The following is a 22,085-nucleotide window of genomic DNA, read 5'->3' on the forward strand; positions in this document are numbered from 1 at the left end:
CCGGGACGTGATGGCTGTCATGTCCGGTGAGCGTCTGTCGCTGTACTATCGGATATTCAGTTCAGCTCAAGTTTTTCTTTCAGCTTGCGCGCGACCTGATCCTTGTCGTTCAGGAATTCGGCGAGCCCTTTGGCACGAAGATTACAGGCGTCGCAAGTGCCGCAGCCGCTGCCGGTAATGCCGTTGTAGCAGGTCAAGGTCCGGTCGCGGATGAACTCCAGTTTTTGATGGTAATCGGCCAGGGCCCAGGTTTCCGCCTTGTTCAGCCACATCAACGGCGTTTCCAGGGTCAACTTGTAGTCCATGCCGAGTTCAAGGGCTTTGTTCAGCGCTTTGACAAAATCATCCCGGCAGTCCGGATAACCGGAGAAGTCTGTTTCGCAAACACCGGTAATGACGGTTTTTGCCTGCACCTGATACGCATAGATCGAGGCCAGGGTCAGGAAGAGAATATTCCTGCCCGGTACAAAGGTGCTGGGCAGACTGTCGCCCGAACTGTTCATGGTCGGTACTGGAATGTTGTCGCGTGTCAGGCTGCTGATCGCCAGTTCGTTCAGCAGGGAGACGTCCATGGTCTTGTGCACGGTCACGCCAAGTTCTTTTGCAAGTTGCTGTGCAACTTCGATTTCCGCGCGATGGCGCTGGCCATAGTCAAAGGTGATGCAATGGATTTCATCGTAGCGGGTCAGGGCATGGATCAGGCAGGTTGTCGAGTCCTGTCCGCCACTGAATACGATGACCGCTTTGTTGCTCATGGTTATGCTTCCTGCATTGAAAGGTTAAGTGCGATGGATCGAGCAACAATCGAGGAAGTGGCTGCTCTGCGGGGACGACATTCTACGGAGTGCGGTGCTCGATGGCACGGCTTGTTGGCCTGGTGTGGACGGATAGTCCCTCCTGGCGCTTTGTCGTTTCAGCTGTAAGTCGCCCTGTATAGTGAAAGGCCCCGTCACCCGGGAGCTGTTGACTGTCGCCAGGACCCGCTTGGCGACAGTCAGCTTTCACAATGAGAATGCAATGCTGAAGATTTCCAATAACGTGCATCTGCCGGATGCCGAGATCGAGCTGACCGCCATCCGTGCCCAAGGGGCCGGTGGGCAGAACGTCAACAAGGTCTCCAGCGCCGTGCACCTGCGCTTCGATATTCCCGCCTCGTCCTTGCCCGCGTTTTACAAGGAGCGGCTGATGGCGCTGCGCGACAGTCGTATCACCAGCGACGGCGTGTTGATCATCAAGGCCCAGCAATACCGTACTCAGGAACAGAATCGCGCCGATGCGCTGGAGCGTCTCGTCGAGCTGATCCTCAGCGCTACCAGAGTCGAAAAGAAGCGCCGCCCGACCAAGCCGACGCTGGGCTCACAGAAGCGTCGGCTGGAGTCCAAGACCAGGCGCGGCAGCATCAAGGCCGGGCGGGGCAAGGTGGATTTCTAGTCTTCGCGATACTTCGAGGTATGTCGATACAGATAGACGCTCAGCGCCAGGCCGCTCAGCGCAGCAATGGCGGCGAACAGGAAGATCGAGGCAAAGCCGAAGCCTGCCGCAATCGCCCCGGCCAGCGGCCCGGTGATCCCCAGCGAAAGATCGATGAACAGCGAGTAGGCACCGACTGCCGCTCCACGGCTGGAGGCCGGCACCAGATTCACCGCTTCCACACCCAGTGCCGGGAACACCAGCGAGAAACCGAAACCACTCAATGCCGCACCGGCCAATGCCCAGTGTGCATCGGGCGCCAGCCATAGCAACAACAGGCCGAGGGTTTCCACCGACAGGCAGGCAATCGCGACGCGAAAGCCACCGAGGCGATTGATCAGGTTGCCGAACAGCAGGCGCGCACCGATGAAGCTGGCGCCGAACAGGCTCAGGCACAGCACGGCGTTATCCCAGTGTTGCGTGGCGTAATACAGGGTGATGAAGGTGGCGATGGTGCCGAAACCGATTGACCCCAGCGCCAGCCCGCAGCCGTGGGGAAATACCCGCCCGAGCACATGCATGAACGGCAAGCGCTCGCCGGCGACGATCGGCGCGGCGGTTTTTGGCCAGGCCAGCAGCAGGCCCAGGGTGGCCAGCAGCAGAATGCTGACGCCCATGCTCCACAGACCGAAATGGCTGACCAGCCACACCCCCAGTGGTGCCCCGACCGCCAGGGCACCGTAACTGGCGATGCCGTTCCATGAAATGACTTTGGCCGTGTTGGACGCGCCGACACGACCGATCCCCCATCCGATCGACCCGGAGCCGACCAGGCTTTCGGCGCTGCCCAGCACCAGGCGCCCGATGAACAGGCTGATCAGGCTGAGCAACGGCAGGTCAGGCGTCCAGGCCGAAATCAGCATGAACACGCCGCTCAAGCCACAGCCTGCCAAGCCAATCATCACCGCACGTTTGCTGCCCTGATTGTCGATGATCCTGCCGGCATAAGGACGGCTGAGCAGGGTGGCGAGGTATTGCACGCTGATCACCAGCCCGGCGATGACCGCACCGAAGCCCAGGTCGCTATGGACATACCCGGGCAATACGGCGAGTGGAATGCCGATATTCAGGTAGCCGATGAAAGTGAAGAGGACGATGGAAACGACTTGCAGCGTGACCGCCAAGGGGCGCCGGGGTTCTGGCATAGGGGACGACATGGGGTAACGATCCACGGGAAGAGCAGAATAGATAGGCTGCTCATGATACCGATGTGGAGGCGTCTGCGGCGGGGAAAAGTAAAACTATTTGGCCGGGACGACCAGTTGCGTGGTGACCAGGGCCGCGAGGGCATTTTCTTCGCTGCCGAAACGGGCGAGCAGGGCGGCCTGTTTTTCGGGTGAGAGGCGGCTCCAGATCTCGATCATCTTCTCGGTGGTGCCGATGAGGATTTCAGCCTGTTGTTCGTTGAAGGATTCGTCGGTCATGGCGGGCTCGGTTTCAGGCAGTGTGGAAAGCGCATGTTAGCGCTTTCCACACGGTCTGTACGGCGGGTGTTACTTACTCTTCGCTGTCGGCCGGACGGCTTTCAGCGGCTTCTTTCGGCTCGGCCTGTTGGGCGCCGGCTGGTTGCGTGGTCGTCTGCTCAGGTACGTGCAGGCTCGGGAAGGGGAGATTGGGAATCTCGTGCATGGTTGCGCTCCTCGCTAAGTCTGTTGATAGATCTGGTAGATCCGCGCTTTCAGAAAGCCTGCGAAGGATACAGCAGTAAAAATGACAATCAGATTTTTAATTCTGTTTGTTGCGACGGGCGGAATTGTCTAGACAAGTGCGGCAGGGTGACGCAGGGCAAATTTGCTTGATTGTTCCCATGCTCCGCGTGGGAACACCTCAATGGACGCTCCGCGTCCGCTTCGGCAGGGACGCGGAGCGTCCCGGGATGCATTCCCACGCAGAGCGTGGGAATGCATCCCGGAGGGAGTTAGTTGCAGACGCTGGCGATGGCTTCGGCCAGCAAGTCGAGGCGCGTCGCATCAATCCCCGCGACGTTGGCCCGGCCCGAGCTGACCATGTACACGCTGTGATGCTCGCGCAGGTCTTTCACTTGTTCCGGCGACAAACCGGTGTAGGAGAACATCCCGCGCTGTACGCCAATGTGTGCAAAACGCTCGCGCAGGCCATGCGGCTCCAGCGCTTCCACCAGGCCGCTGCGCAACTGGGCGATGCGCAGACGCATGGCTTCCACTTCGTCGGCCCAGCGGCGTTTCAGCTCCGGGTCGGCGAGGATCGTGGCGACGACGGCCGCGCCGTGATCCGGTGGTGTCGACCACAGGTTGCGGGCGATGTGGGCCAGTTGGCTGCGGACGTCGATGAGCTTGTCGGCGGTTTTCGCGCAGACGATCAGCGCGCCGGTACGGTCGCGGTACAGGCCGAAGTTCTTTGAGCAGGAGCTGGTGATCAGCAGCTCGGGCAACTCGGCGGCGAACAGCCGGGTCGACCACGCATCCTGCTCCAGGCCATCGCCGAAGCCCTGGTAGGCAAAGTCGATCAGCGGCAGCAATTCGCGGCGACGCACTACGTCCAGCACCCGGTGCCAGTCGTCGTGACTCAGGTCGAACCCGGTCGGGTTGTGGCAGCACGCATGCAGCAGCACCACATCGCCTTTCGGCACTTCGTTGAGCACGGCCAGCATGGCATCGACGTCGAGACGGTTGTCGCTGCCGACGTACGGGTAGTGACTGATCCTGACGCCGGCTGCCGCGAAAATCGTTTCGTGAATCGGCCAGGTCGGGTTGCTCAGCCAGACGCCCTTGCCCGGCAGGCACTGGGCGATGAAGTCCGCCGCCAGACGCAGGGCGCCAGTGCCGCCCGGGGTCTGGGTGGCGCCGGCGCGTTGCTGGGCGATCAGTGCCGAATCGGCACCGAGCACCAGCTCATTGATCAGCTTGCCGAACAGCGGGTTGCCGTGACCGCCGATGTAAGTCTTGGTGTCCTGGCTTTCGATCAGGCGCGCCTCGGCGATTTTCACCGCCTCGGGAATCGGTGTCAGGCCCTGGGCATCCTTGTAGACGCCAACGCCGAGGTCGAACTTGCGCGGGTTGGTGTCCTGCGCATAGGCCTCCATCAGGCCCAGGATCGGATCGCCGGGCACCCGGCCGATGGCGTCGAAGTGCATTACTTGCGTCCTTCTGCAGTCTTGGCCACTTCGTCGGTGCGTGCGGCCATGATGAAGTCGTTGCGGTGCAGGCCTTTGATCGAGTGGCTCCACCAGGTCACGGTGACTTTGCCCCACTCGGTCAGCAGACCCGGGTGGTGACCTTCGGCCTCGGAGATCTCGCCGACGGCGTTGGTGAACGCCAGGGCGTGCTTGAAGTTCTTGAACAGGAAGACTTTTTCCAGCTGCATGATGCTGTCGCGCACTTCGATGTTCCAGTCAGGGATCTGCTTGATCAGGATCGGCAGTTCTTCATCGCTGACCTGTGGAGCATCGGCACGGCACGCTTCGCAATGGGCTTGGTTCAAAGTGGACATGGTGTACTTCCTGAAATCGAGAGGTGTTTTTTTATATTGGCTGTCAATGTCGCCACGCTAAACCAAAGTGGCGACGACTGACAGGTTCACTTGTAAGCAAAAGTCGCGGTTCAGGCGGCTTTTGGTTTTGGCGGAAATTTCGGTGCGTGCAGACCCAACTGCATGCCTTGCTTGACCATGCCCATGATGTCTTCGTGGGCGAGATCGAACAGGCGCTTGAGGTTCGGCAGAACAAAGTACAGCGGTTGCAGGATATCGATGCGATACGGTGTGCGCATGGCTTCCAGCGGATCGAAGGCCTGATGCTCGGGTTCGTCCGACAGCGAGTAAACGGTTTCTTTCGGCGAGGACAGAATGCCGCCGCCGTAAATGCGTTTGCCTTGCGGGGTGTCGACAAGACCGAACTCGATGGTCATCCAGTACAGACGCGCCAGGTACACGCGCTCTTCCTTGGTGGCTTGCAGACCAAGCTTGCCGTAGGTATGGGTGAATTCGGCGAACCAGGGATTGGTCAGCAGCGGGCAGTGACCGAAGATCTCGTGGAAAATGTCCGGTTCTTGCAGATAGTCCAGCTCTTCACGGGTACGAATGAAGGTGGCCACCGGAAACTGTTTGCTGGCGAGCAATTCGAAAAAGGTCTGGAAAGGGATCAGTGCCGGGACGCGGGCGACCTGCCATCCTGTGGTCTCGCCGAGCACCTTGTTGATCTCGCCCAGTTGCGGAATGCGGTCATGGGGCAGACCGAGTTTTTCGATGCCGTCCAGGTATTCCTGGCAAGCGCGACCCTCGACCACTTTCATCTGGCGGGTGATCAGCGTGTTCCACACCGCATGTTCTTCGGCGGGGTAGTCGATAAAACCTTGCGCATCGGGCTCGCGGGCCACGTATTGCGTCTGCTTCATACTGCTCTCCTGCGAGGGGAATTCGTTCTTGTTATGTCCTGCCATGGACTGAGAAATACCTCAGCGCGTGCCGTGTTGCAGCAAGGTTGATGAGCCGTCGAGTAGGAAAAGTCTCCTTGATTCGTAAAATTATCGTTACGCCTTGTGCGATAAGTCGTGATTGCGGTGATTTGCAGGTTTGAAACGACCTGTGTCTGTCACATAATCTTGACGACTATCTTGCGGGCGACCGAGAAAATTCCGCCCCCTCCACCTGTTTCGGGCCTTTATATGCGTATCAAAGTCCATTGCCAGAACCGCATCGGCATCCTGCGCGACATTCTCAATCTGCTGGTGGAGTACGGGATCAACGTCGCTCGCGGCGAAGTCGGCGGAGAGCACGGCAATGCGATCTACCTGCACTGCCCGAACCTGATCAATCTGCAGTTTCAGGCGTTACGGCCCAAGTTCGAAGCCATCGCCGGCGTCTTCGGCGTGAAACGAGTGGGATTGATGCCCAGCGAGCGCCGGCACATGGAGCTGAACGCGTTGCTCGGGGCGCTGGAGTTTCCGGTGCTGTCGATCGACATGGGGGGATCGATCGTGGCCGCCAACCGCGCGGCGGCACAGTTGCTGGGAGTGCGGGTGGATGAAGTGCCGGGGATTCCGCTGTCACGGTATGCCGAGGATTTCGATCTGCCGGAGCTGGTGCGCGCCAACAAATCGCGGATCAATGGCATGCGGGTCAAGGTCAAGGGGGACATTTTTCTGGCCGACATCGCGCCGCTGCAATCGGAGCATGACGACAGCGAAGCCATGGCCGGCGCGGTCCTGACGCTGCACCGGGCGGATCGGGTCGGCGAACGCATCTATAACGTGCGCAAACAGGAGTTGCGTGGCTTCGACAGCATTTTCCAGAGCTCGAAAGTGATGGCGGCGGTGGTGCGCGAAGCCCGGCGGATGGCACCGCTGGACGCGCCTCTTTTGATCGAGGGTGAAACCGGCACCGGCAAGGAATTGCTGGCGCGGGCCTGTCATCTGGCGAGCCCGCGCGGCCAGTCGCCGCTGATGGCGCTCAACTGCGCGGGGCTGCCGGAGTCGATGGCCGAGACTGAATTGTTCGGCTACGGCCCCGGCGCCTTTGAAGGTGCGCGTGCCGAAGGCAAGCTCGGGCTGCTGGAGCTGACGGCGGGCGGCACGCTGTTCCTCGATGGTGTCGGCGAAATGAGTCCGCGCTTGCAGGTGAAATTGCTGCGTTTCCTGCAGGACGGCTGTTTCCGGCGTGTAGGCAGCGATGAAGAGGTTTACCTGGATGTGCGGGTGATCTGTGCTACCCAGGTGGACTTGTCGGAACTGTGTGCGAGAGGGGAGTTTCGCCAGGATCTGTACCATCGCTTGAATGTGCTCTCGCTGCACATCCCGCCGCTGCGCGAGTGCCTCGACGGACTCACGCCGCTGGTGGAGCACTTCCTCGATCAGGCCAGCCGGCAGATCGGTTGCCCGCTGCCGAAACTGTCGCCGGCGGCCATGGACCGACTCAGTCATTACCATTGGCCGGGCAACGTGCGACAACTGGAAAACGTGCTGTTCCAGGCGGTTTCGCTGTGCGATGGCGGGACGGTCAAGGCTGAGCACATCCGCCTGCCGGACTATGGCGTGCGTCAGCCGCTTGGCGATTTTTCGCTGGAGGGCGGGTTGGACGAGATTGTCGGGCGCTTCGAGAAGGCGGTGCTGGAGCGGTTGTATTCCGAGCACCCGAGCAGTCGGCAACTGGGCAAGCGGCTTGGGGTTTCCCATACGACCATTGCCAACAAGTTGCGAGAGTACGAAGTCGGCAAAGACGCGTCGAGTGATTCCGACCGGTCTGGTTGATTGCCGCGAAGCGGCATGACACCGCCGGTTTTTCGTCTTCGATACATTTCCCTCAATCCCGCGAAACCCCGCAAGTCCTTTGTTTATCGGGCTTATGGCCGCCAGAAAAAAGTTGGTCTGCAAATTGCTTATGGCTCAGCAGTACAGCAGTGGGCGGCAAACGTCCGGCATGCAGAGGAAAGAGTGTGGACAAGTACCTTTATGTGGCAATGACCGGCGCCAGCCAGAACGCACTGGCGCAAAAGGCTCATGCCAACAACCTGGCGAACATCTCCACCAATGGCTTTCAGCGCGACCTGGAACAGGCGCGTTCGATGCCGGTGTTCGGTGACAGCTTTCCGGCGCGTGCGTTTGCCATGAGCGAGCGGCCCGCCACCGATTTCACCCAGGGTTCGCTGGTTCAGACCGGGCGTGACCTGGACGTGGCCGTCAGTGGCAACGGCTTTATCGCCGTGCAGAACCCCAACGGTGGCGAAAGCTACGTGCGCACCGGCAGCCTGAACATCGACGCCCTTGGCGTACTGCGCGCCGGTAACGGCATGCCGGTCCTGGGCAACGGCGGACCGATCGCCATTCCGCCGGAGCAGCAGGTGGAAGTCGGTGAGGATGGCACCATCAGTATTCGTGCGATGGGCGAAGGCCCGCGTGTCATGGCCGAAGTCGACCGGATCAAGCTGGTCAACCCGGACATCAAGAACATGAACAAGGGCCTGGACGGTTCGATCTACACCAAGGACGGCCAGCCTGCGCCGGCCGATGCCAACGTCAAGCTGGTGTCGGGTTTCCTGGAGTCGAGCAACGTCAATGCCGTGGAAGAGATGACTTCGGTGCTGGCCCTGGCCAAGCAGTTCGAGTTGCACGTCAAGATGATGAACACCGCCAAAGACGACGACCAGGCCATGGCTCGGGTCTTGCAGATCAGCTAATTATCAGAACGTCGCGCCGTAAAACAGGCGCACGAGGAGAATCGAATGCTTCCGGCTCTATGGGTTGCCAAAACCGGTCTGTCCGCCCAGGACACCAACCTGACCACCATTTCCAACAACCTGGCCAACGTGTCGACCACGGGTTTCAAACGTGACCGCGCCGAGTTCCAGGACCTGCTGTATCAGATCAAGCGTCAGCCAGGCGCCCAGTCGACCCAGGACAGCGAACTGCCGTCGGGTCTGCAGGTGGGTACTGGTGTGCGCATCGTCGGCACCCAGAAAAACTTCACCGCCGGCAGCCTGCAAACAACCGAGCAGCCGCTGGACATGGCCATCGACGGTCGTGGTTTCTTCCAGATCCTGCAGCCGGACGGCACCACGTCCTACACCCGTGACGGTACGTTCCACCTCGATTCCAATGGCCAGATCGTCAACGCCAGCGGTTTTGCCCTGGAGCCGGCGATCGTCATCCCGAACAACGCCCAGACTTTCACCGTCGGCCGTGACGGCACCGTGTCGATCACCGTGGCCGGCAACCCTGCCGCCCAGGTGATCGGCAACCTGCAGACCGCCGACTTCATCAACCCGGCCGGTCTGCAAGCCGTGGGCAACAACCTGTTCCTGGAAACCGCTGCTTCCGGCGCGCCGCAGGTCGGTACTCCGGGCCTGAACGGTTTCGGTACCACTCTGCAGAACACCCTGGAAACCTCCAACGTCAGCACCGTGGAAGAGATGGTCAACATGATCACCACCCAGCGTGCCTACGAGATGAATTCCAAGGTGATTTCCACCGCCGACCAGATGCTCTCGTTCGTAACGCAGAATCTGTAATCAAGTCTATGAGGCGGCCATGAGGCTGCCTGCAGCACCGTGAGGTAAGGGTCATGAAGCGCTTTGTATCTATTGTGGCATTGAGCGGGGTCGTCTCGCTCGCGGGCTGCGTCGCTCCGACGCCCAAGCCCAATGACCCTTACTACGCCCCGGTGTTGCCGCGTACGCCGTTGCCGGCGGCCGCCAACAACGGCTCGATCTATCAGGCCGGTTTCGAACAGAACCTGTACAGCGACCGCAAGGCGTTCCGGGTCGGTGACATCATCACCATCACCCTGAACGAGAAGACCCAGGCCAGCAAGAACGCCAACTCGCAAGTGGCCAAGAACAGCAAGACCGGCATCGGCCTGACTTCGCTGTTCGGCGGCAGCGGGACCACCAACAACCCGTTGGGCGGCAATGACCTGAGCCTGGACGTCGGCTACAGCGGCGACCGCGCGACCAAGGGTGACAGCAAGGCGGCCCAGGGCAACACCCTGACCGGTTCGATCACCGTGACCGTCGCCGACGTGCTGCCCAACGGCATCATCGCCGTGCGCGGCGAGAAGTGGCTGACCCTCAACACCGGCGACGAGCTGGTGCGGATCGCCGGCCTCGTGCGTGCCGATGACATCGCTACCGACAACACGGTGTCGTCGACCCGGGTCGCCGATGCGCGCATCACCTACTCGGGCACCGGTTCGTTTGCCGATGCGAGTCAGCCAGGCTGGTTCGACCGTTTCTTCCTCAGCCCGCTGTTCCCTTTCTAGGTGGCTACGTTGAATCTGAAAAGCTTTATGGTGGCTGCGCTGTTGCTGTCGGCAGCCTTCAATGCACAAGCCGAACGGTTGAAGGACATCGCCAGCATTTCCGGCGTGCGTTCCAACCAGTTGATCGGCTACGGCCTGGTGGTCGGGCTTAACGGCACCGGCGACCAGACCACGCAAACCCCGTTTACCCTGCAGACCTTCAACAACATGCTCTCGCAGTTCGGCATCAAGGTGCCGCCGGGATCGGGCAACGTGCAGTTGAAAAACGTCGCGGCGGTGTCGGTCAGTGCCGATCTGCCGGCGTTCGCCAAACCGGGTCAGCAGGTCGACATCACGGTTTCCTCCATCGGTAACTCCAAGAGCCTGCGCGGCGGTACGCTGCTGCTGACCCCGCTCAAGGGGATCGACGGCAACGTCTACGCCATCGCTCAGGGCAACCTGGTGGTCGGCGGTTTCGATGCTGAGGGCCGTGACGGTTCGAAGATCACCGTCAACGTTCCGTCGGCCGGTCGCATCCCCGGCGGTGCATCGGTGGAGCGCTCGGTGCCGAGTGGTTTCAACCAGGGCAACAGCCTGACGCTGAACCTCAACCGTTCCGACTTCACCACCGCCAAGCGCATCGTTGACAAGATCAACGACATGCTTGGCCCAGGCGTCGCCCAGGCGATCGATGGCGGTTCGATCCGCGTCACCGCGCCGCTCGATCCGAGCCAGCGCGTCGACTATCTGTCGATCCTGGAAAACCTCGAAGTCGACCCGGGTCAGGCGGTGGCGAAAGTCATCATCAACTCCCGTACCGGCACCATCGTCATCGGCCAGAACGTGAAGGTTTCGCCGGCCGCCGTGACCCACGGCAGCCTGACCGTGACCATCACCGAAGACCCGATCGTCAGCCAGCCGGGCCCGCTGTCCAATGGTCAGACGGCCGTGGTGCCGCGCTCGCGTGTCAATGCTCAGCAGGAAGCCAAGCCGATGTTCAAGTTCGGTCCGGGCACCACCCTCGATGAAATCGTGCGTGCGGTGAACCAGGTCGGCGCGGCGCCGGGTGACCTGATGGCCATTCTCGAAGCACTGAAGCAGGCCGGCGCGTTGCAAGCCGACCTGATCGTGATCTGAGGACGCCGCCCATGGATATGCGCAAGAGCGGTCTGGTCAGCAGCAGTGATTCGGGTTCCTACTCGGACCTCAATCGCCTGAACCAGCTCAAGGTCGGCGACAAGAACAGCGACGCCAACATGCGCAAGGTCGCGCAGGAATTCGAATCGCTGTTCCTGGGCGAGATGCTCAAGTCGATGCGTTCGGCCACCGAGGCGCTGGGGCAGGACAACCCTATGAACACGCCGGCGGCCAAGCAGTATCAGGAAATGTACGACCAGCAACTGGCGGTATCCCTGTCCCGTGAGGGCGGTGGTATCGGCCTGGCCGACGTGCTGATGAAACAGATGTCGAAGAACAAGCCGATGGCGCCGGGCGAGGCCGCCGCCGCGTCCGCTGCCAAACAGCAGGAAGCGCTGGCCAGGGCTGCTTCGGTGGAAACGCCGATTGCTGCTGGCACCGTGGCCACCAGCGGCCCGCTGTCGCGCCTCAATGGGGAACGTCCGTTGTGGGCGTCGCGTTCGGTGCATGCGCCGAACACCCAGCTGGCCCACCGCAATGACATGGAAATGATCAACCAGCGTCGCCTGGCTCTGCCGCCGAAGCTGGCAGACCGTTTGCTCGCCGGCCTGGTGCCTTCGGCCACGAACGCTGCGACGACGCAACTGCCGCAGCGCAATACGGTGGCAGCTGTCACCGGTTCCGGCCCGCTGTACAACGGCGACTGGCTGGCCCGCGCCGAGGCGGACAAGGCTTCCGGCGGACAGATGCAGATCTACGGCCGCGCCATGGCGCAGATTCCGCTGGCGCCGGCCAAGCGTGCGTTCAGCAACGCCGACGAATTCGTCAACACCATGCTGCCGATGGCCAAGGAGGCGGCGGCGCGCATCGGCGTCGATCCGCGCTATCTGGTGGCTCAGGCCGCGCTGGAAACCGGCTGGGGCAAATCGGTCATGCGCGCTCAGGACGGCACCAGCAGTCATAACCTGTTCGGGATCAAGGCCAGTGGCAACTGGAAGGGCGATTCGGCTCGGGCGATCACCAGCGAATTCCGTAACGGGCAGATGGTCAAGGAAACGGCGGAGTTCCGTTCCTATGCCTCATACAAGGACAGCTTCCATGATCTGGTGACGTTGCTGCAGAGCAACAATCGCTATCAAGAAGTGTTGAAGTCGGCCGATAACCCAGAACAGTTTGTACGCGAATTGCAAAAGGCCGGTTATGCGACCGACCCGCACTACGCGACGAAGATTTCGCAGATTGCCAGGCAGATGACCGTCAATCAGAACTACGCTGCGGCCGGCGTTTCGACGACGCCCTTATAAACACAAGGTAAGGTTTGAATCATGAGTTTGCTCAATATCGGGATGTCGGGGTTGGCTGCCAGTTCATCCTCTCTGGCTGTGACAGGTAACAACATTGCCAACGTCGACACCGCCGGTTATTCGCGCCAGCAAACCGTGCAGGGCACCAAATCCTCGATCCAGTACGGCAACGTATTCATCGGTACGGGCACTACCCTGGCCGACGTGCGCCGGGTATACAACTCCTACCTGGAAACCCAGCTGCATACCGCTACGTCGCTCAACAGCGAAGCGGCTGCGTACGGTGGGCAGGCGACTGCGCTGGACGCCTCGCTGTCCGACACCAACACCGGCCTGACCGGCGTACTGCAGAAGTTCTTCACCTCGATGCAAGGTGTCGCGACGTCGGCGACCGACGACACATCCCGTCAGTCGGTACTGACCGGTGCGCAGGCCCTGACCAGCCGCTTCAACGCGCTGGCCAAACAGCTGAACGATCAGAACACCACGATCAACGGCAACCTCGGCGACATGGCCGCTCAGGTCAACAAACTGGCCACCTCGATTGCCAATCTCAACCAGAAGATCGGTGAAGTTTCCACCAGCGGCGGCCAGCCGAACGATCTGCTCGACAGCCGTAACGAAGCCGTGCGCCAGCTGTCCGAGCTGGTCGGTGCGCAAGTGGTCGAGCGTGGCACCAGTTTCGACGTCTACGTGGGCAGCGGCCAGCCGCTGGTCGTCGGCAATACCACCAACACCCTGAGCACGGTGCCGAGCAAGGACGACCCGTCGCGCATGGGCATCCAGATGGATCGCGGCTCTAGCACCATCGACATCACGTCGGTGATCAGTGGCGGTGAAATGGGCGGTCTGCTGACCTATCGCAATGAAGTGCTGAACCCGTCGCTCAACGAACTGGGTCGCGTAGCGCTGGTCATTGCCGATCAGATGAATCGCCAGCAGGCCCAGGGCATCGACAAGAACGGTGACTTCGGTGCACCGATTTTCAACGACATCAACAGTGCCGCGCTGATCAGCCAGCGCAGCATTGCCTCGGCCGGCAACAGCGCGGGTTCGGGCAACCTGAATGTCACCATCAAGGACACCGGCAAGCTGACCACCAGCGATTATCAGGTCACCTTCACCAGCGCCACCGACTATACGGTCAAGCGCTCCGACGGCACCGATCTGGGTTCGTTCAGCACCACGACCACGCCTGCGCCAGTGATCGACGGTTTCACCCTGGCCCTCAATGGTGGCGCGATGAGCGCCGGCGATACCTTCAAGGTCACCCCGACCCGTGACGCGGCCACCAACATTCAGACCGTGCTGACCGATCCGAAGAAGATCGCGGCGGCAGCACCCCTGACCGGCGTGGCCAGTACCAACAATTCCGGCACCTACACCCAGCCGACACTGGTCGACACCATCGACATCACCAACCCGGCTTCCCAGGCCGAGTTGCAGAACGCGCTCAAGTATTCGACGCCGGTCAAACTGGTCATGGGGGCGGTCACCAGCGGCAGCCAGTCGTACAACATGGTCGATGCCAAGGGCAACACCATCGGTAGCGGCACCATCGTGCCGGGGCAGGCCAATACCCTGAACCTCAAGATCGGCATGGTCGACTCCACCGGTGCTCCGGTGATGGACACCTCGGTCACGCCGAACGTGCAGAAGACCTTCACCGTGCAGACCACCGTGGGCGCTACCCCGAAAGCGGGCGAAACCTTCACGATCAACCTGACCGGCGCAGCCTCTTCGGACAACCGCAACGCCCAGGCGCTGGTCGGCCTGCAGACCAAACAGACCGTCGACACCGGCACTGGCAGCAAGGGCATCAGCCTGACCGATGCCTATAACAAGCTGGTGACCAACGTCGGTACCAAGGCGGCCCAGAGCAAGTCCGACAACGAAGCCACTTCGGTGATCCTCGATCAGGCCCAGGGTGCGCGCAACTCGCTGTCCCAGGTCAACCTCGATGAAGAAACCGGCAACCTGGTCAAGTATCAGCAGTACTACACCGCCTCTTCACAAATCATCAAGGCTGCGCAGGAAACCTTCGCAACGCTGATCAACAGTCTTTAAGGAGTCGTAATCCATGCGCATTTCCACCGCTCAGTATTACGCGACACAAGCTGCTCAATATCAGCGCAACTACAGCAAGACGGTCGCGACCGCCAACGAAGCCAGCAGCCTGCAGCGCATCAACACCGCCGCCGACGATCCGATCGGCGCCGGTCGCTTGCTGAAGCTCGGCCAGCAGGCCGCAATGCTCGATCAGTACAAAGGCAACATCGACACCACCAAGAGCGCGCTGACCGTTCAGGAATCCACCCTGAACTCCATCACCACTGCTTTGCAGCGCGCCAAGGAAATCGGTCTGGCCGCCAACAACGGCATTGCCACCGACGCAGACCGCAAGGCTTATGCGGCAGAGTTGAGCCAGATCCAGCAACAGGTGCTGGGCCTGATGAACTCCAAGGATGCCAACGGCAATTACCTGTTCTCCGGTTCCAAGACCGATACCGCGCCATACTCGCAAAATGCCGATGGCACCTACACCTATAACGGTGACCAGACGCAGATCAATCTGAACATCGGCGATGGCATGTCGGTCGCCACCAATACCACCGGTTGGGATGCCTTCCAGCAGACCATCAACACCAACCGGACCCAGACCACCATGACCGCTCCGGCCGTCGACGATGGTCGGGTGGTATTGACCAACGGCATCGTCGGTTCCAGCGCCACCTATAACGCCAAGTTCGCGGCCGGCCAACCGTACACCGTGGATTTCATCAGCAGCACCCAGCTGAAAATCACCGATGCCCTGGGCAACGACGTGACAACCGAGGCGAGCCAGAACGGCCTGATCAGCAACAGCAACGGTGCGAACCAGACCGTCAGCTTCCGTGGCGTCGATCTGAAGTTGAACATCAACCTCAAGGCCGGCGATACCAACCCGGATGCCGTCATCGCCGGCCACAGCTTCCAGCTGTCGGCCACGCCTGACTCGTTCACCACCTCACGCAGCGCGGGCAACCCGTCGACGGCGGTCATCACGGGCTCCGGCGTAACCAACCAGGCTGCGTACGACGCGGCATTCCCGTCCGGCGGCGGTGCGATCCTGAAGTTCACCAGCGCCACGGCATTCGACCTGTACGCAGCGCCGGTCACCGCTGACAGCAAGCCGGTTTCATCGGGCACCCTGGTCGGCAACAACGCTACCGCCGCCGGTGTGACGTTCACCCTCGGCGGTACGCCGGGCGCGGGCGATCAGTTCTCGATCCAGTCCAACAATCACCAGACCCAGAACGTGCTCGACACCCTGGGCCAGATGGTCACGGCGCTGAATGCACCGATCGACGGTGATCCGGTGGCCAAACAGAAATTCCAGGGTGCGATGGAGTCGGCGCTGGGCAACATTGACAGTGCTGCGAATCAGATCGGGTCTGCCGTGACGTCGATCGGTGCTCGCGGGCAGTCGCTGGATGACCAGACCACCACCAACCAGAGCCTGATCCAGGCGAATACCACGACTCAGGGTTCGATCCGTGATTCGGATCCGGCGGATGTCATGACCCGCCTGACCCTGCAGCAGACCATGTTGCAGGCCTCGCAACTGGCATTCAGCAAGATCAGCCAGCTGGGCCTGTTCAACAAGATCTGATATCGACCGGGCGCGCAAGCGCCCGGTTGCCCTGATCATTCTGTACTTATTGTTTTCTTTTGCGGTTTCGAAGGGCTCGCAGTTCCGGGCGGGTTCCCGCCGCTTGCGAGTCCGCCGTGAATTCACTTCCCCTTGTCAGTCTCGTCATTCCCGCTTTCAATCCGCGCTTTTTCGAACGGACTTTGAACAGTGCCGTCAGCCAGACTTACCGCGCGCTGGAGATCATCGTCTGCGATGACAGCCGAGGCGGCGATATCGAAGGTATTGTGGCGGCGGTCGTCGAGCGTTCGGGTGTCGAGGTGCGCTACGTGCGTAACCCACGCACGCTGGGCATGATCGGCAACCTCAAGGCCTGCCTGGCCGAGGCGCAGGGCGAGTTCGTCAAGTTCCTGTGCGACGACGACCACCTCTACGCCTCCTGCATCGAGCAGCAGGCCCATGAGCTGGTGCGCGACGAAGTGAGCCTGGTGCTGGCCCAGCGGCTGCTCTGGGATGCGCAGGACATCATCCTGCCGGCGCGCCTGGAAAACACTTCCTTGTCACCGGCCAGCGGCCTGTTCAAGGGCGACGATCTGCTGGCGATCTTCGAAAGGTTTCCGGTGAACGTCCTGGGCGGCTTCAGCAACGCGCTGTTCCGGCGCGCTGATCTCGAAGAGCTGTTGCCGGCATTGACCCAGGACGGCCACTGCTTCACCGCGTCCCTGGATTTCGCCCTTTACATCTGTCTGATGCGGCGCGGCAACGTGGCGATCTCCAACAACGTGCTCAGCGCCGAGCGGCTGTACCCCGAGCGCCTGAGCGCCAGCCAGCCGATGAAGGATGCGCTGGAGGTCGAGCGCGAGTGGATGACGCAGATGCTCAAGGCCCGCAGTGGCGAATCGGCGCCGGCGCCGGGTTGGGTGCGTTATGTGCCGCTGGCCAAGGCCGACGAGACGCCGCGGACCTGGGAAGAGCTGCCCCTGAGTCGTACCCTGGGCACCAAGCAGAGCCGTGAGGAATGGTGCGTCGGCGTCGACAGCTGGAGCTTTGCCGAACTCTATGCGCAATGGCTGGGCTGCCGCGTGCTCAGCGAGGCGCAGCGTCGAGTGCTGCCCGAGACCTTCGCCAGTTGGTCGCACAAGCCGCGGATCGTGCCGGTCGTCATCGATGCAGAAGGCAGCCGTGACGGCGTCGAGCGCACGCTGGAGGCATTGGCCGCCCAGGATTACCCGCCGGAGCTGATCCTGGTGCTGTCCGCCGACTGCTCCGAACCGGAGCTGGACGGTCAGGTCTTCCGCATGCCGTTGCAAGGTGACGGTCTGGAACAGATCAATGCGCTGCTGCCGCAACTGGAAGGGGCCGACTGGTTCTATCTGCTGCAGGCAGGCGACCGCCCGGTGGCTCCGGCACTGTTGCTCATGGCCGAGCGGATCGTGCACAACCCGTCGCTGACCTGTCTGTACGGCGACGAAGGCAGCTTGCGCAACGGCGAGTCGGCGGAGCCGGCGTTCAAGCCGGACTTCAACCTCGACCTCATGCGCAGTTTCCCTTATGTCGGACGTGCGCTGGCGTTCCAGCGCGAGCGCTTCCTGGCCCTGGGCGGCTTTGCGCCGGAGTTCGCTGAACTGGCGCCTCACGATGTGCTGTGGCGCATGGTCGAAAGCGGCGGCACGCACGTGGTCGGCCATGTCGCCGAAGTCTTGCTGGAATCGGTCTTCGACCTGGCCGGATGGCTGACCGAACCGGGCGTCGTCGAGCAGAGTCCGCGCGTGCTTGAAGCGCACCTGCAACGCCTGGGTGTTGCCCATGAACTGCGCCGCGGCAGCATCGATCTGATCAACCGCATCGACTATCGCCATCCCCGCCGCCCGCTGGTGTCGGTGATCATCGTCACCAAGGATCAGACGGCGGCCTTGCAGCGCTGTGTCGAGACGTTGCTGGAGAAAACCGCCTACAGCGAGTACGAACTGTTGTTGGTCGACAACGGCAGCGAAAGCCCCGAGGCATTGACATGGCTGGACGGCATGGCGCAGCTGGGCGGTGACCGGCTGCGCGTGTTGCGTTACCCGCAGCAGGGCAACCCGGCTGCCACTCACAACTTCGCGGTGGGTCAGGCACGCGGCGAATATGTGCTGATGCTCAACGCCTTTGCGGTGATCACCCAGGCCGACTGGCTGGACGAGCTGCTCAATCACGCCCAGCGCCCGGAAGTCGGCGTGGTCGGCGCCAAGATCTACAACCCGGACGGTTGTGTACTGCACGCCGGCCTGGTGCTGGGCATGCAGGGGGCGGTCGGGCTGCCGTTCTACGGTCAGCCGATGCAGGCGGACGGCTACATGTATCGCCTCCAGACGGCCCATGACTTGAGTGCCGTCGGTGGTGATTGCCTGATGATCCGCAAGGAGGTCTTTCAGGCGGTGGGAGGGCTGGACGAGCAGGATCTGACCCAGACGCTCAACGTCGTGGACCTGTGCCTGCGGGTCGGACAGGACGGCTATCTGGTGGTCTGGAACCCTTATGCCAGGCTGGCGCTGGGTGCGCGTCCCGCTGTGGAGGCGACGGAGCAAGAGCAACAGTTGCAGGTGCAGGAGCAGGAAACGTTTTATCAGCGCTGGTTGCCGCTCATCGCGCGTGACCCGGCCTTCAACGTCAACCTGGCGCTGCAGGGCATCGGTGCGACCAGTTTCAGTCTGGAGCCGGGCCTGCGCACCGGCTGGACGCCGTTTTCCAGGAAACTGCTGCCCAATGTGCTGGCCGTGCCGATCAACGCGTCCGCCATCGGCCACTACCGCATCAGCCAGCCGATGATCGAGCTGGAAGCGGCGAATCGGGCCGAAGGGCGTATCTGCTACGGCTTGCCGTCGATCATCGAGATCGAGCGCCAGTCCCCGGATGTGATCGTGCTGCAAGGGCGTTACTCGAAGCACGCCATCGATGAGATCCCGCCGCTGAAGCAGTTCTCGAATGCGCGGAGGATCTTCGAGCTCGATGACAACGTCATCGACGTGCCTCAGCGCAATGCGCACACCCGCAACATGCCCAAGCGCGATGAAATGGAGCAACTGGTGCGCCGTGCCATCGGCTATTGCGACCGCGTGGTCGTGTCCACCGCGCCTTTGGCCAACGTCCTGTCGGACATGCATCACGACATCCGCGTCGTGCCCAACATGCTGTCCCGGCACCTGTGGACCGACCTGCGCAGCCAGCGTCGAACTTCGAAGAAACCGCGGGTCGGCTGGGGCGGCGGCACCAGCCACCACGGCGACCTGGCGGTGATCGCCGACGTGGTGCGCGAACTGGCCAACGAGGTCGACTGGGTATTCTTCGGCATGTGCCCGGACGACCTGCTGCCTTACATGCACGAGTTCCACGGCGTGATCGGGCTGGACGTGTACCCGGCGAAACTGGCCAGCCTCAATCTGGACCTGGCCCTGGCACCGCTGGAGTTCCATATCTTCAACGACTGCAAGAGCAATCTGCGTCTGCTGGAGTACGGCGCCTGCGGCTACCCGGTGATCTGCACCGACACCGAGGCCTACCGCGGTTACCTGCCGTGCACCCGGGTCAAGACCAACACCACCGACGAATGGCTGCAAGCCATCCGCATGCACCTGGCCGACCCGGACGCCAGCTACCGTATGGGCGACCAGCTGCGCGAGGTCGTGCTGCGGGATTACGTGCTGCGCGACGAGAACCTGCGGTATTGGGAGAACGGCTGGTTGGCGGATTGAGAGATTCGCGCTGAAGGCCATGAAGAAACAGGCGACCCAGGAGGTCGCCTGTTTTTTTGGAGTTCAGAAAATGTCGAATGCATCCACCCGGATGCCTTTTCCGTTCGCAGGCTCGCGCTGTCGGGATTGTCCGTCGATAACTTTCTTTCCTGTGGGTTCCATTGATTGTCTGCAATGGCCTCGAAGTTTTTTGGGCCCCCTCAGTTTTGGCGGTTCTCTGTCGATACCCCGGTATTCGTCCGATCGACCGGCATGTTGACGTTGAGTGACAGCCTTCGAGTCGGCAGGGTTGCAGATCCAACAACCACGCAAGGAAGAAGCAAATGGCTGTAGTGAATGGAACGAGTGAAGCGGATGTCCTGTATGGCACCGAGAGCAATGACGAGCTCCATGGAATGGAGTCGGATGACGTGCTGTTCGGCAGCGCGGGATCGGATGTGCTGGATGGCGGGGAGGGTGTCGATACGGCGGACTATCGCCTGCTGTCCACGCCTGTCAGTGTCGAGATCGGCAGCGGTCCGGCAGCGGTCTCGGGCGAGGGCAAGCACGATACCTTGATCGGTATCGAGAAGGTCGTCGGCACCTTCGGCAACGATACGTTCAATGTTTCGGTCGGCGGTGTGACGGTGGACGGAAGCGCGGGCGACGATGTGTACATCGTCAGCAGCGAAGGCGTGACTGTCCTCGAGGAGAACCATGGCGGCTATGACGAGCTGCGTACCAGCCTCAACACCATGAAAATGGATTCCTTCATCGAGAAGCTGACGTTCACCGGCACCGGGGATTTCAAGGGCTACGGCAATGATGGCGACAACGAGATCGTCGGCGGCGCCGGCAACGACTGGTTGTGGGGCGGTGCCGGCGGGGATCATTTTGTCGGCGGTGAAGGCTTCGACACCGTCAGCTACAGCGACAGCCTCGAAGGCGTGCGATTCAGGGATTTCACCAACTTCGACGGATTGACCATCGCCTATGGCGACTCCTACACCGGTATCGAAGCCATCGAAGGTTCGAAATTCGATGATGTGTTTTACATCACCGATGCTGCCGACTACGCCTTGATGATCGACGGCAGCGACGGCTATGACACGGTGAGCTACCGAAACGCGCTCGTGGACGTCGATGTCGAGATCGGCGGCAATTCCAGGCTCTTGAACATCGAAAAGGTGATTGGCTCATCCAGTGCTGATCACTTCACCGTCAACGCCGGCTCTGTGACCCTGGCCGGAGGCGGCGGTGACGATGTTTACACGATCAACAGTGCCGGTGTGACCGTGATCGAGGAAGACGGATTCATGGGGGGCAACGATCACGTGTACACCAGCCTGGCCACGATGCATCTGGATCCGTTCATTGAAAAACTGACCTATACCGGCACGGCGGACTTCACCGGTTACGGCAACGACCTCGCCAACGTGATCACCGGCGGCAGCGGCAATGACGTGCTTTACGGCGGTGCGGGCGATGACCAGTTCTTCGGCGGCGACGGCACCGATACCGTGAGTTACGACGACAGCGACGTCGGGGTGAACATCGGGTTCTGGAAGATCGGGCAGAACGGCACGGCGGAAGGCGACACCTACTACTTCATCGAAGGTCTGCGCGGCAGCCGGTTCGATGATGTTCTGCAAGGTGACGCAGAGGACAACATCCTGGAAGGCAATGCCGGTGACGATGTCATTCACGGCGGCTACGGGGCGGACATCCTGTGTGGCGGCCTGATTTCCGGCACGGTTGGCGGGAGCGTGCAGAATGATTTCCTGGATGGCGGCGAAGGCGATGACACTTACGTGGTGAATGCCCCAGGCCTGGTGACGATCCAGGATTTCGGCAGCAGCCTCAACGACACCCTGATCCTGAACACAATCGCCAACGTCAGCCAGTTGAGCGTCACCCGCATCGGCAACGACGCCTACCTGCACAGCGTCAACGACACCGGTGATGGCGTGCCGGCCAACGGCGTGAAGCTGGTGGACTGGTACGTACCGACCTACAACACCCTCGAGCATCTGCAGACTGCCGACGGCCAGGTTTATGACCTGCCGGCGACGGTCGACGGGTTTGCGATGTTTGGCTGATCCGTTCGCGTCATTGACGTAACGCAGT

General features: G+C 61.3%; 18 protein-coding genes. 11 read left to right on the forward strand and 7 right to left on the reverse strand.

What is annotated here, in order from left to right; genetic code table 11:
* Positions 1–56 precede the first annotated feature (56 nt).
* Positions 57–755 (reverse strand): 7-cyano-7-deazaguanine synthase QueC, encoded by a 699-nt coding sequence (queC, locus tag NWV16_RS08305; protein WP_260522665.1) that lies wholly within the window; start codon positions 753–755, stop codon positions 57–59.
* Between the two features lie 262 nt (positions 756–1,017).
* Here queC and arfB point away from each other — a divergent pair, with 262 nt between their 5' ends.
* The gene (gene arfB / locus NWV16_RS08310) at positions 1,018–1,431 is read left to right on the forward strand and encodes an alternative ribosome rescue aminoacyl-tRNA hydrolase ArfB (protein ID WP_260522666.1); all 414 of its coding nucleotides are present in this window, start codon (positions 1,018–1,020) and stop codon (positions 1,429–1,431) included.
* Here the strand turns inward: arfB and NWV16_RS08315 are convergent.
* The 6 genes from NWV16_RS08315 to phhA all read right to left on the reverse strand — a co-directional run bounded on the left by NWV16_RS08315 (position 1,428) and on the right by phhA (position 5,885).
* Positions 1,428–2,615 carry an MFS transporter gene (locus NWV16_RS08315; protein WP_260523495.1) on the reverse strand — a complete coding sequence of 396 codons (1,188 nt, stop codon included), beginning with the start codon at positions 2,613–2,615 and terminating at the stop codon, positions 1,428–1,430. The two genes, arfB and NWV16_RS08315, sit on opposite strands and share 4 nt — an antisense overlap.
* Positions 2,616–2,711: 96 nt before the next feature.
* Positions 2,712–2,894 carry a hypothetical protein gene (locus NWV16_RS08320; RefSeq protein ID WP_260522667.1) on the reverse strand — a complete coding sequence of 61 codons (183 nt, stop codon included), beginning with the start codon at positions 2,892–2,894 and terminating at the stop codon, positions 2,712–2,714.
* Positions 2,895–2,967: 73 nt separating this feature from the next.
* A complete protein-coding gene (locus NWV16_RS08325; protein WP_260522668.1) occupies positions 2,968–3,099 on the reverse strand; it encodes a hypothetical protein in 132 nt (43 codons plus the stop codon).
* Between the two features lie 289 nt (positions 3,100–3,388).
* Positions 3,389–4,582 (reverse strand): amino acid aminotransferase, encoded by a 1,194-nt coding sequence (locus tag NWV16_RS08330; protein WP_260522669.1) that lies wholly within the window; start codon positions 4,580–4,582, stop codon positions 3,389–3,391.
* Positions 4,582–4,938, reverse strand: coding sequence for a 4a-hydroxytetrahydrobiopterin dehydratase (locus NWV16_RS08335; protein ID WP_003222798.1), 357 nt, complete (start codon positions 4,936–4,938; stop codon positions 4,582–4,584). Before NWV16_RS08335 ends, NWV16_RS08330 begins: the two co-directional genes overlap by 1 nt.
* 110 nt (positions 4,939–5,048) lie before the next feature.
* Positions 5,049–5,885, reverse strand: coding sequence for a phenylalanine 4-monooxygenase (gene phhA / locus NWV16_RS08340; protein WP_082302448.1), 837 nt, complete (start codon positions 5,883–5,885; stop codon positions 5,049–5,051).
* 225 nt (positions 5,886–6,110) lie between these two features.
* Here phhA and NWV16_RS08345 point away from each other — a divergent pair, with 225 nt between their 5' ends.
* From NWV16_RS08345 to NWV16_RS08390, 10 genes are all read left to right on the forward strand, one after another.
* Positions 6,111–7,691 (forward strand): sigma-54-dependent transcriptional regulator, encoded by a 1,581-nt coding sequence (locus tag NWV16_RS08345; RefSeq protein WP_260522670.1) that lies wholly within the window; start codon positions 6,111–6,113, stop codon positions 7,689–7,691.
* Between the two features lie 185 nt (positions 7,692–7,876).
* The gene (locus NWV16_RS08350) at positions 7,877–8,617 is read left to right on the forward strand and encodes a flagellar basal body rod protein FlgF (protein WP_065260804.1); all 741 of its coding nucleotides are present in this window, start codon (positions 7,877–7,879) and stop codon (positions 8,615–8,617) included.
* Between the two features lie 45 nt (positions 8,618–8,662).
* Positions 8,663–9,448 (forward strand): flagellar basal-body rod protein FlgG, encoded by a 786-nt coding sequence (flgG, locus tag NWV16_RS08355; RefSeq protein WP_011333017.1) that lies wholly within the window; start codon positions 8,663–8,665, stop codon positions 9,446–9,448.
* A gap of 53 nt (positions 9,449–9,501) precedes the next feature.
* Positions 9,502–10,197, forward strand: coding sequence for a flagellar basal body L-ring protein FlgH (gene flgH, locus NWV16_RS08360; RefSeq protein WP_065260803.1), 696 nt, complete (start codon positions 9,502–9,504; stop codon positions 10,195–10,197).
* Between the two features lie 27 nt (positions 10,198–10,224).
* A complete protein-coding gene (locus NWV16_RS08365; protein ID WP_260523496.1) occupies positions 10,225–11,313 on the forward strand; it encodes a flagellar basal body P-ring protein FlgI in 1,089 nt (362 codons plus the stop codon).
* A gap of 11 nt (positions 11,314–11,324) precedes the next feature.
* Entirely contained in the window at positions 11,325–12,617 is a 1,293-nt protein-coding gene (gene flgJ, locus NWV16_RS08370; RefSeq protein ID WP_260522671.1) for a flagellar assembly peptidoglycan hydrolase FlgJ, read from the forward strand.
* 21 nt (positions 12,618–12,638) lie between these two features.
* Complete coding sequence (gene flgK / locus NWV16_RS08375; protein WP_260522672.1) at positions 12,639–14,684, forward strand: flagellar hook-associated protein FlgK; 2,046 nt, start codon at positions 12,639–12,641, stop codon at positions 14,682–14,684.
* A 13-nt stretch (positions 14,685–14,697) separates the two neighbouring features.
* On the forward strand, positions 14,698–16,269 hold the full coding sequence (locus NWV16_RS08380) for a flagellar hook-associated protein 3 (RefSeq protein WP_260522673.1): 1,572 nt from the start codon (positions 14,698–14,700) through the stop codon (positions 16,267–16,269).
* A 116-nt stretch (positions 16,270–16,385) separates the two neighbouring features.
* Positions 16,386–19,979, forward strand: coding sequence for a glycosyltransferase (locus NWV16_RS08385; RefSeq protein WP_260522674.1), 3,594 nt, complete (start codon positions 16,386–16,388; stop codon positions 19,977–19,979).
* A gap of 323 nt (positions 19,980–20,302) precedes the next feature.
* Positions 20,303–22,057, forward strand: a complete 1,755-nt coding sequence (locus tag NWV16_RS08390; protein ID WP_260522675.1) for a calcium-binding protein — start codon at positions 20,303–20,305, stop codon at positions 22,055–22,057.
* The last annotated feature ends 28 nt before the right edge of the window (positions 22,058–22,085 follow it).

The sequence above is a fragment of the Pseudomonas sp. BW7P1 genome, from assembly GCF_024981055.1.
Classification (GTDB): Bacteria; Pseudomonadota; Gammaproteobacteria; order Pseudomonadales; family Pseudomonadaceae; genus Aquipseudomonas; species Aquipseudomonas bananamidigenes.

Coding starts and splice junctions, on each gene's coding strand:
- queC (WP_260522665.1), bottom strand. CDS start 755: ATGAGCAACAAAGCGGTCATCGTATTCAGTGGCGGACAGGACTCGACA.
- arfB (WP_260522666.1), top strand. CDS start 1,018: ATGCTGAAGATTTCCAATAACGTGCATCTGCCGGATGCCGAGATCGAG.
- NWV16_RS08315 (WP_260523495.1), bottom strand. CDS start 2,615: ATGCCAGAACCCCGGCGCCCCTTGGCGGTCACGCTGCAAGTCGTTTCC.
- NWV16_RS08320 (WP_260522667.1), bottom strand. CDS start 2,894: ATGACCGACGAATCCTTCAACGAACAACAGGCTGAAATCCTCATCGGC.
- NWV16_RS08325 (WP_260522668.1), bottom strand. CDS start 3,099: ATGCACGAGATTCCCAATCTCCCCTTCCCGAGCCTGCACGTACCTGAG.
- NWV16_RS08330 (WP_260522669.1), bottom strand. CDS start 4,582: ATGCACTTCGACGCCATCGGCCGGGTGCCCGGCGATCCGATCCTGGGC.
- NWV16_RS08335 (WP_003222798.1), bottom strand. CDS start 4,938: ATGTCCACTTTGAACCAAGCCCATTGCGAAGCGTGCCGTGCCGATGCT.
- phhA (WP_082302448.1), bottom strand. CDS start 5,885: ATGGCAGGACATAACAAGAACGAATTCCCCTCGCAGGAGAGCAGTATG.
- NWV16_RS08345 (WP_260522670.1), top strand. CDS start 6,111: ATGCGTATCAAAGTCCATTGCCAGAACCGCATCGGCATCCTGCGCGAC.
- flgG (WP_011333017.1), top strand. CDS start 8,663: ATGCTTCCGGCTCTATGGGTTGCCAAAACCGGTCTGTCCGCCCAGGAC.
- flgH (WP_065260803.1), top strand. CDS start 9,502: ATGAAGCGCTTTGTATCTATTGTGGCATTGAGCGGGGTCGTCTCGCTC.
- NWV16_RS08365 (WP_260523496.1), top strand. CDS start 10,225: ATGGTGGCTGCGCTGTTGCTGTCGGCAGCCTTCAATGCACAAGCCGAA.
- flgJ (WP_260522671.1), top strand. CDS start 11,325: ATGGATATGCGCAAGAGCGGTCTGGTCAGCAGCAGTGATTCGGGTTCC.
- flgK (WP_260522672.1), top strand. CDS start 12,639: ATGAGTTTGCTCAATATCGGGATGTCGGGGTTGGCTGCCAGTTCATCC.
- NWV16_RS08380 (WP_260522673.1), top strand. CDS start 14,698: ATGCGCATTTCCACCGCTCAGTATTACGCGACACAAGCTGCTCAATAT.
- NWV16_RS08390 (WP_260522675.1), top strand. CDS start 20,303: ATGGCTGTAGTGAATGGAACGAGTGAAGCGGATGTCCTGTATGGCACC.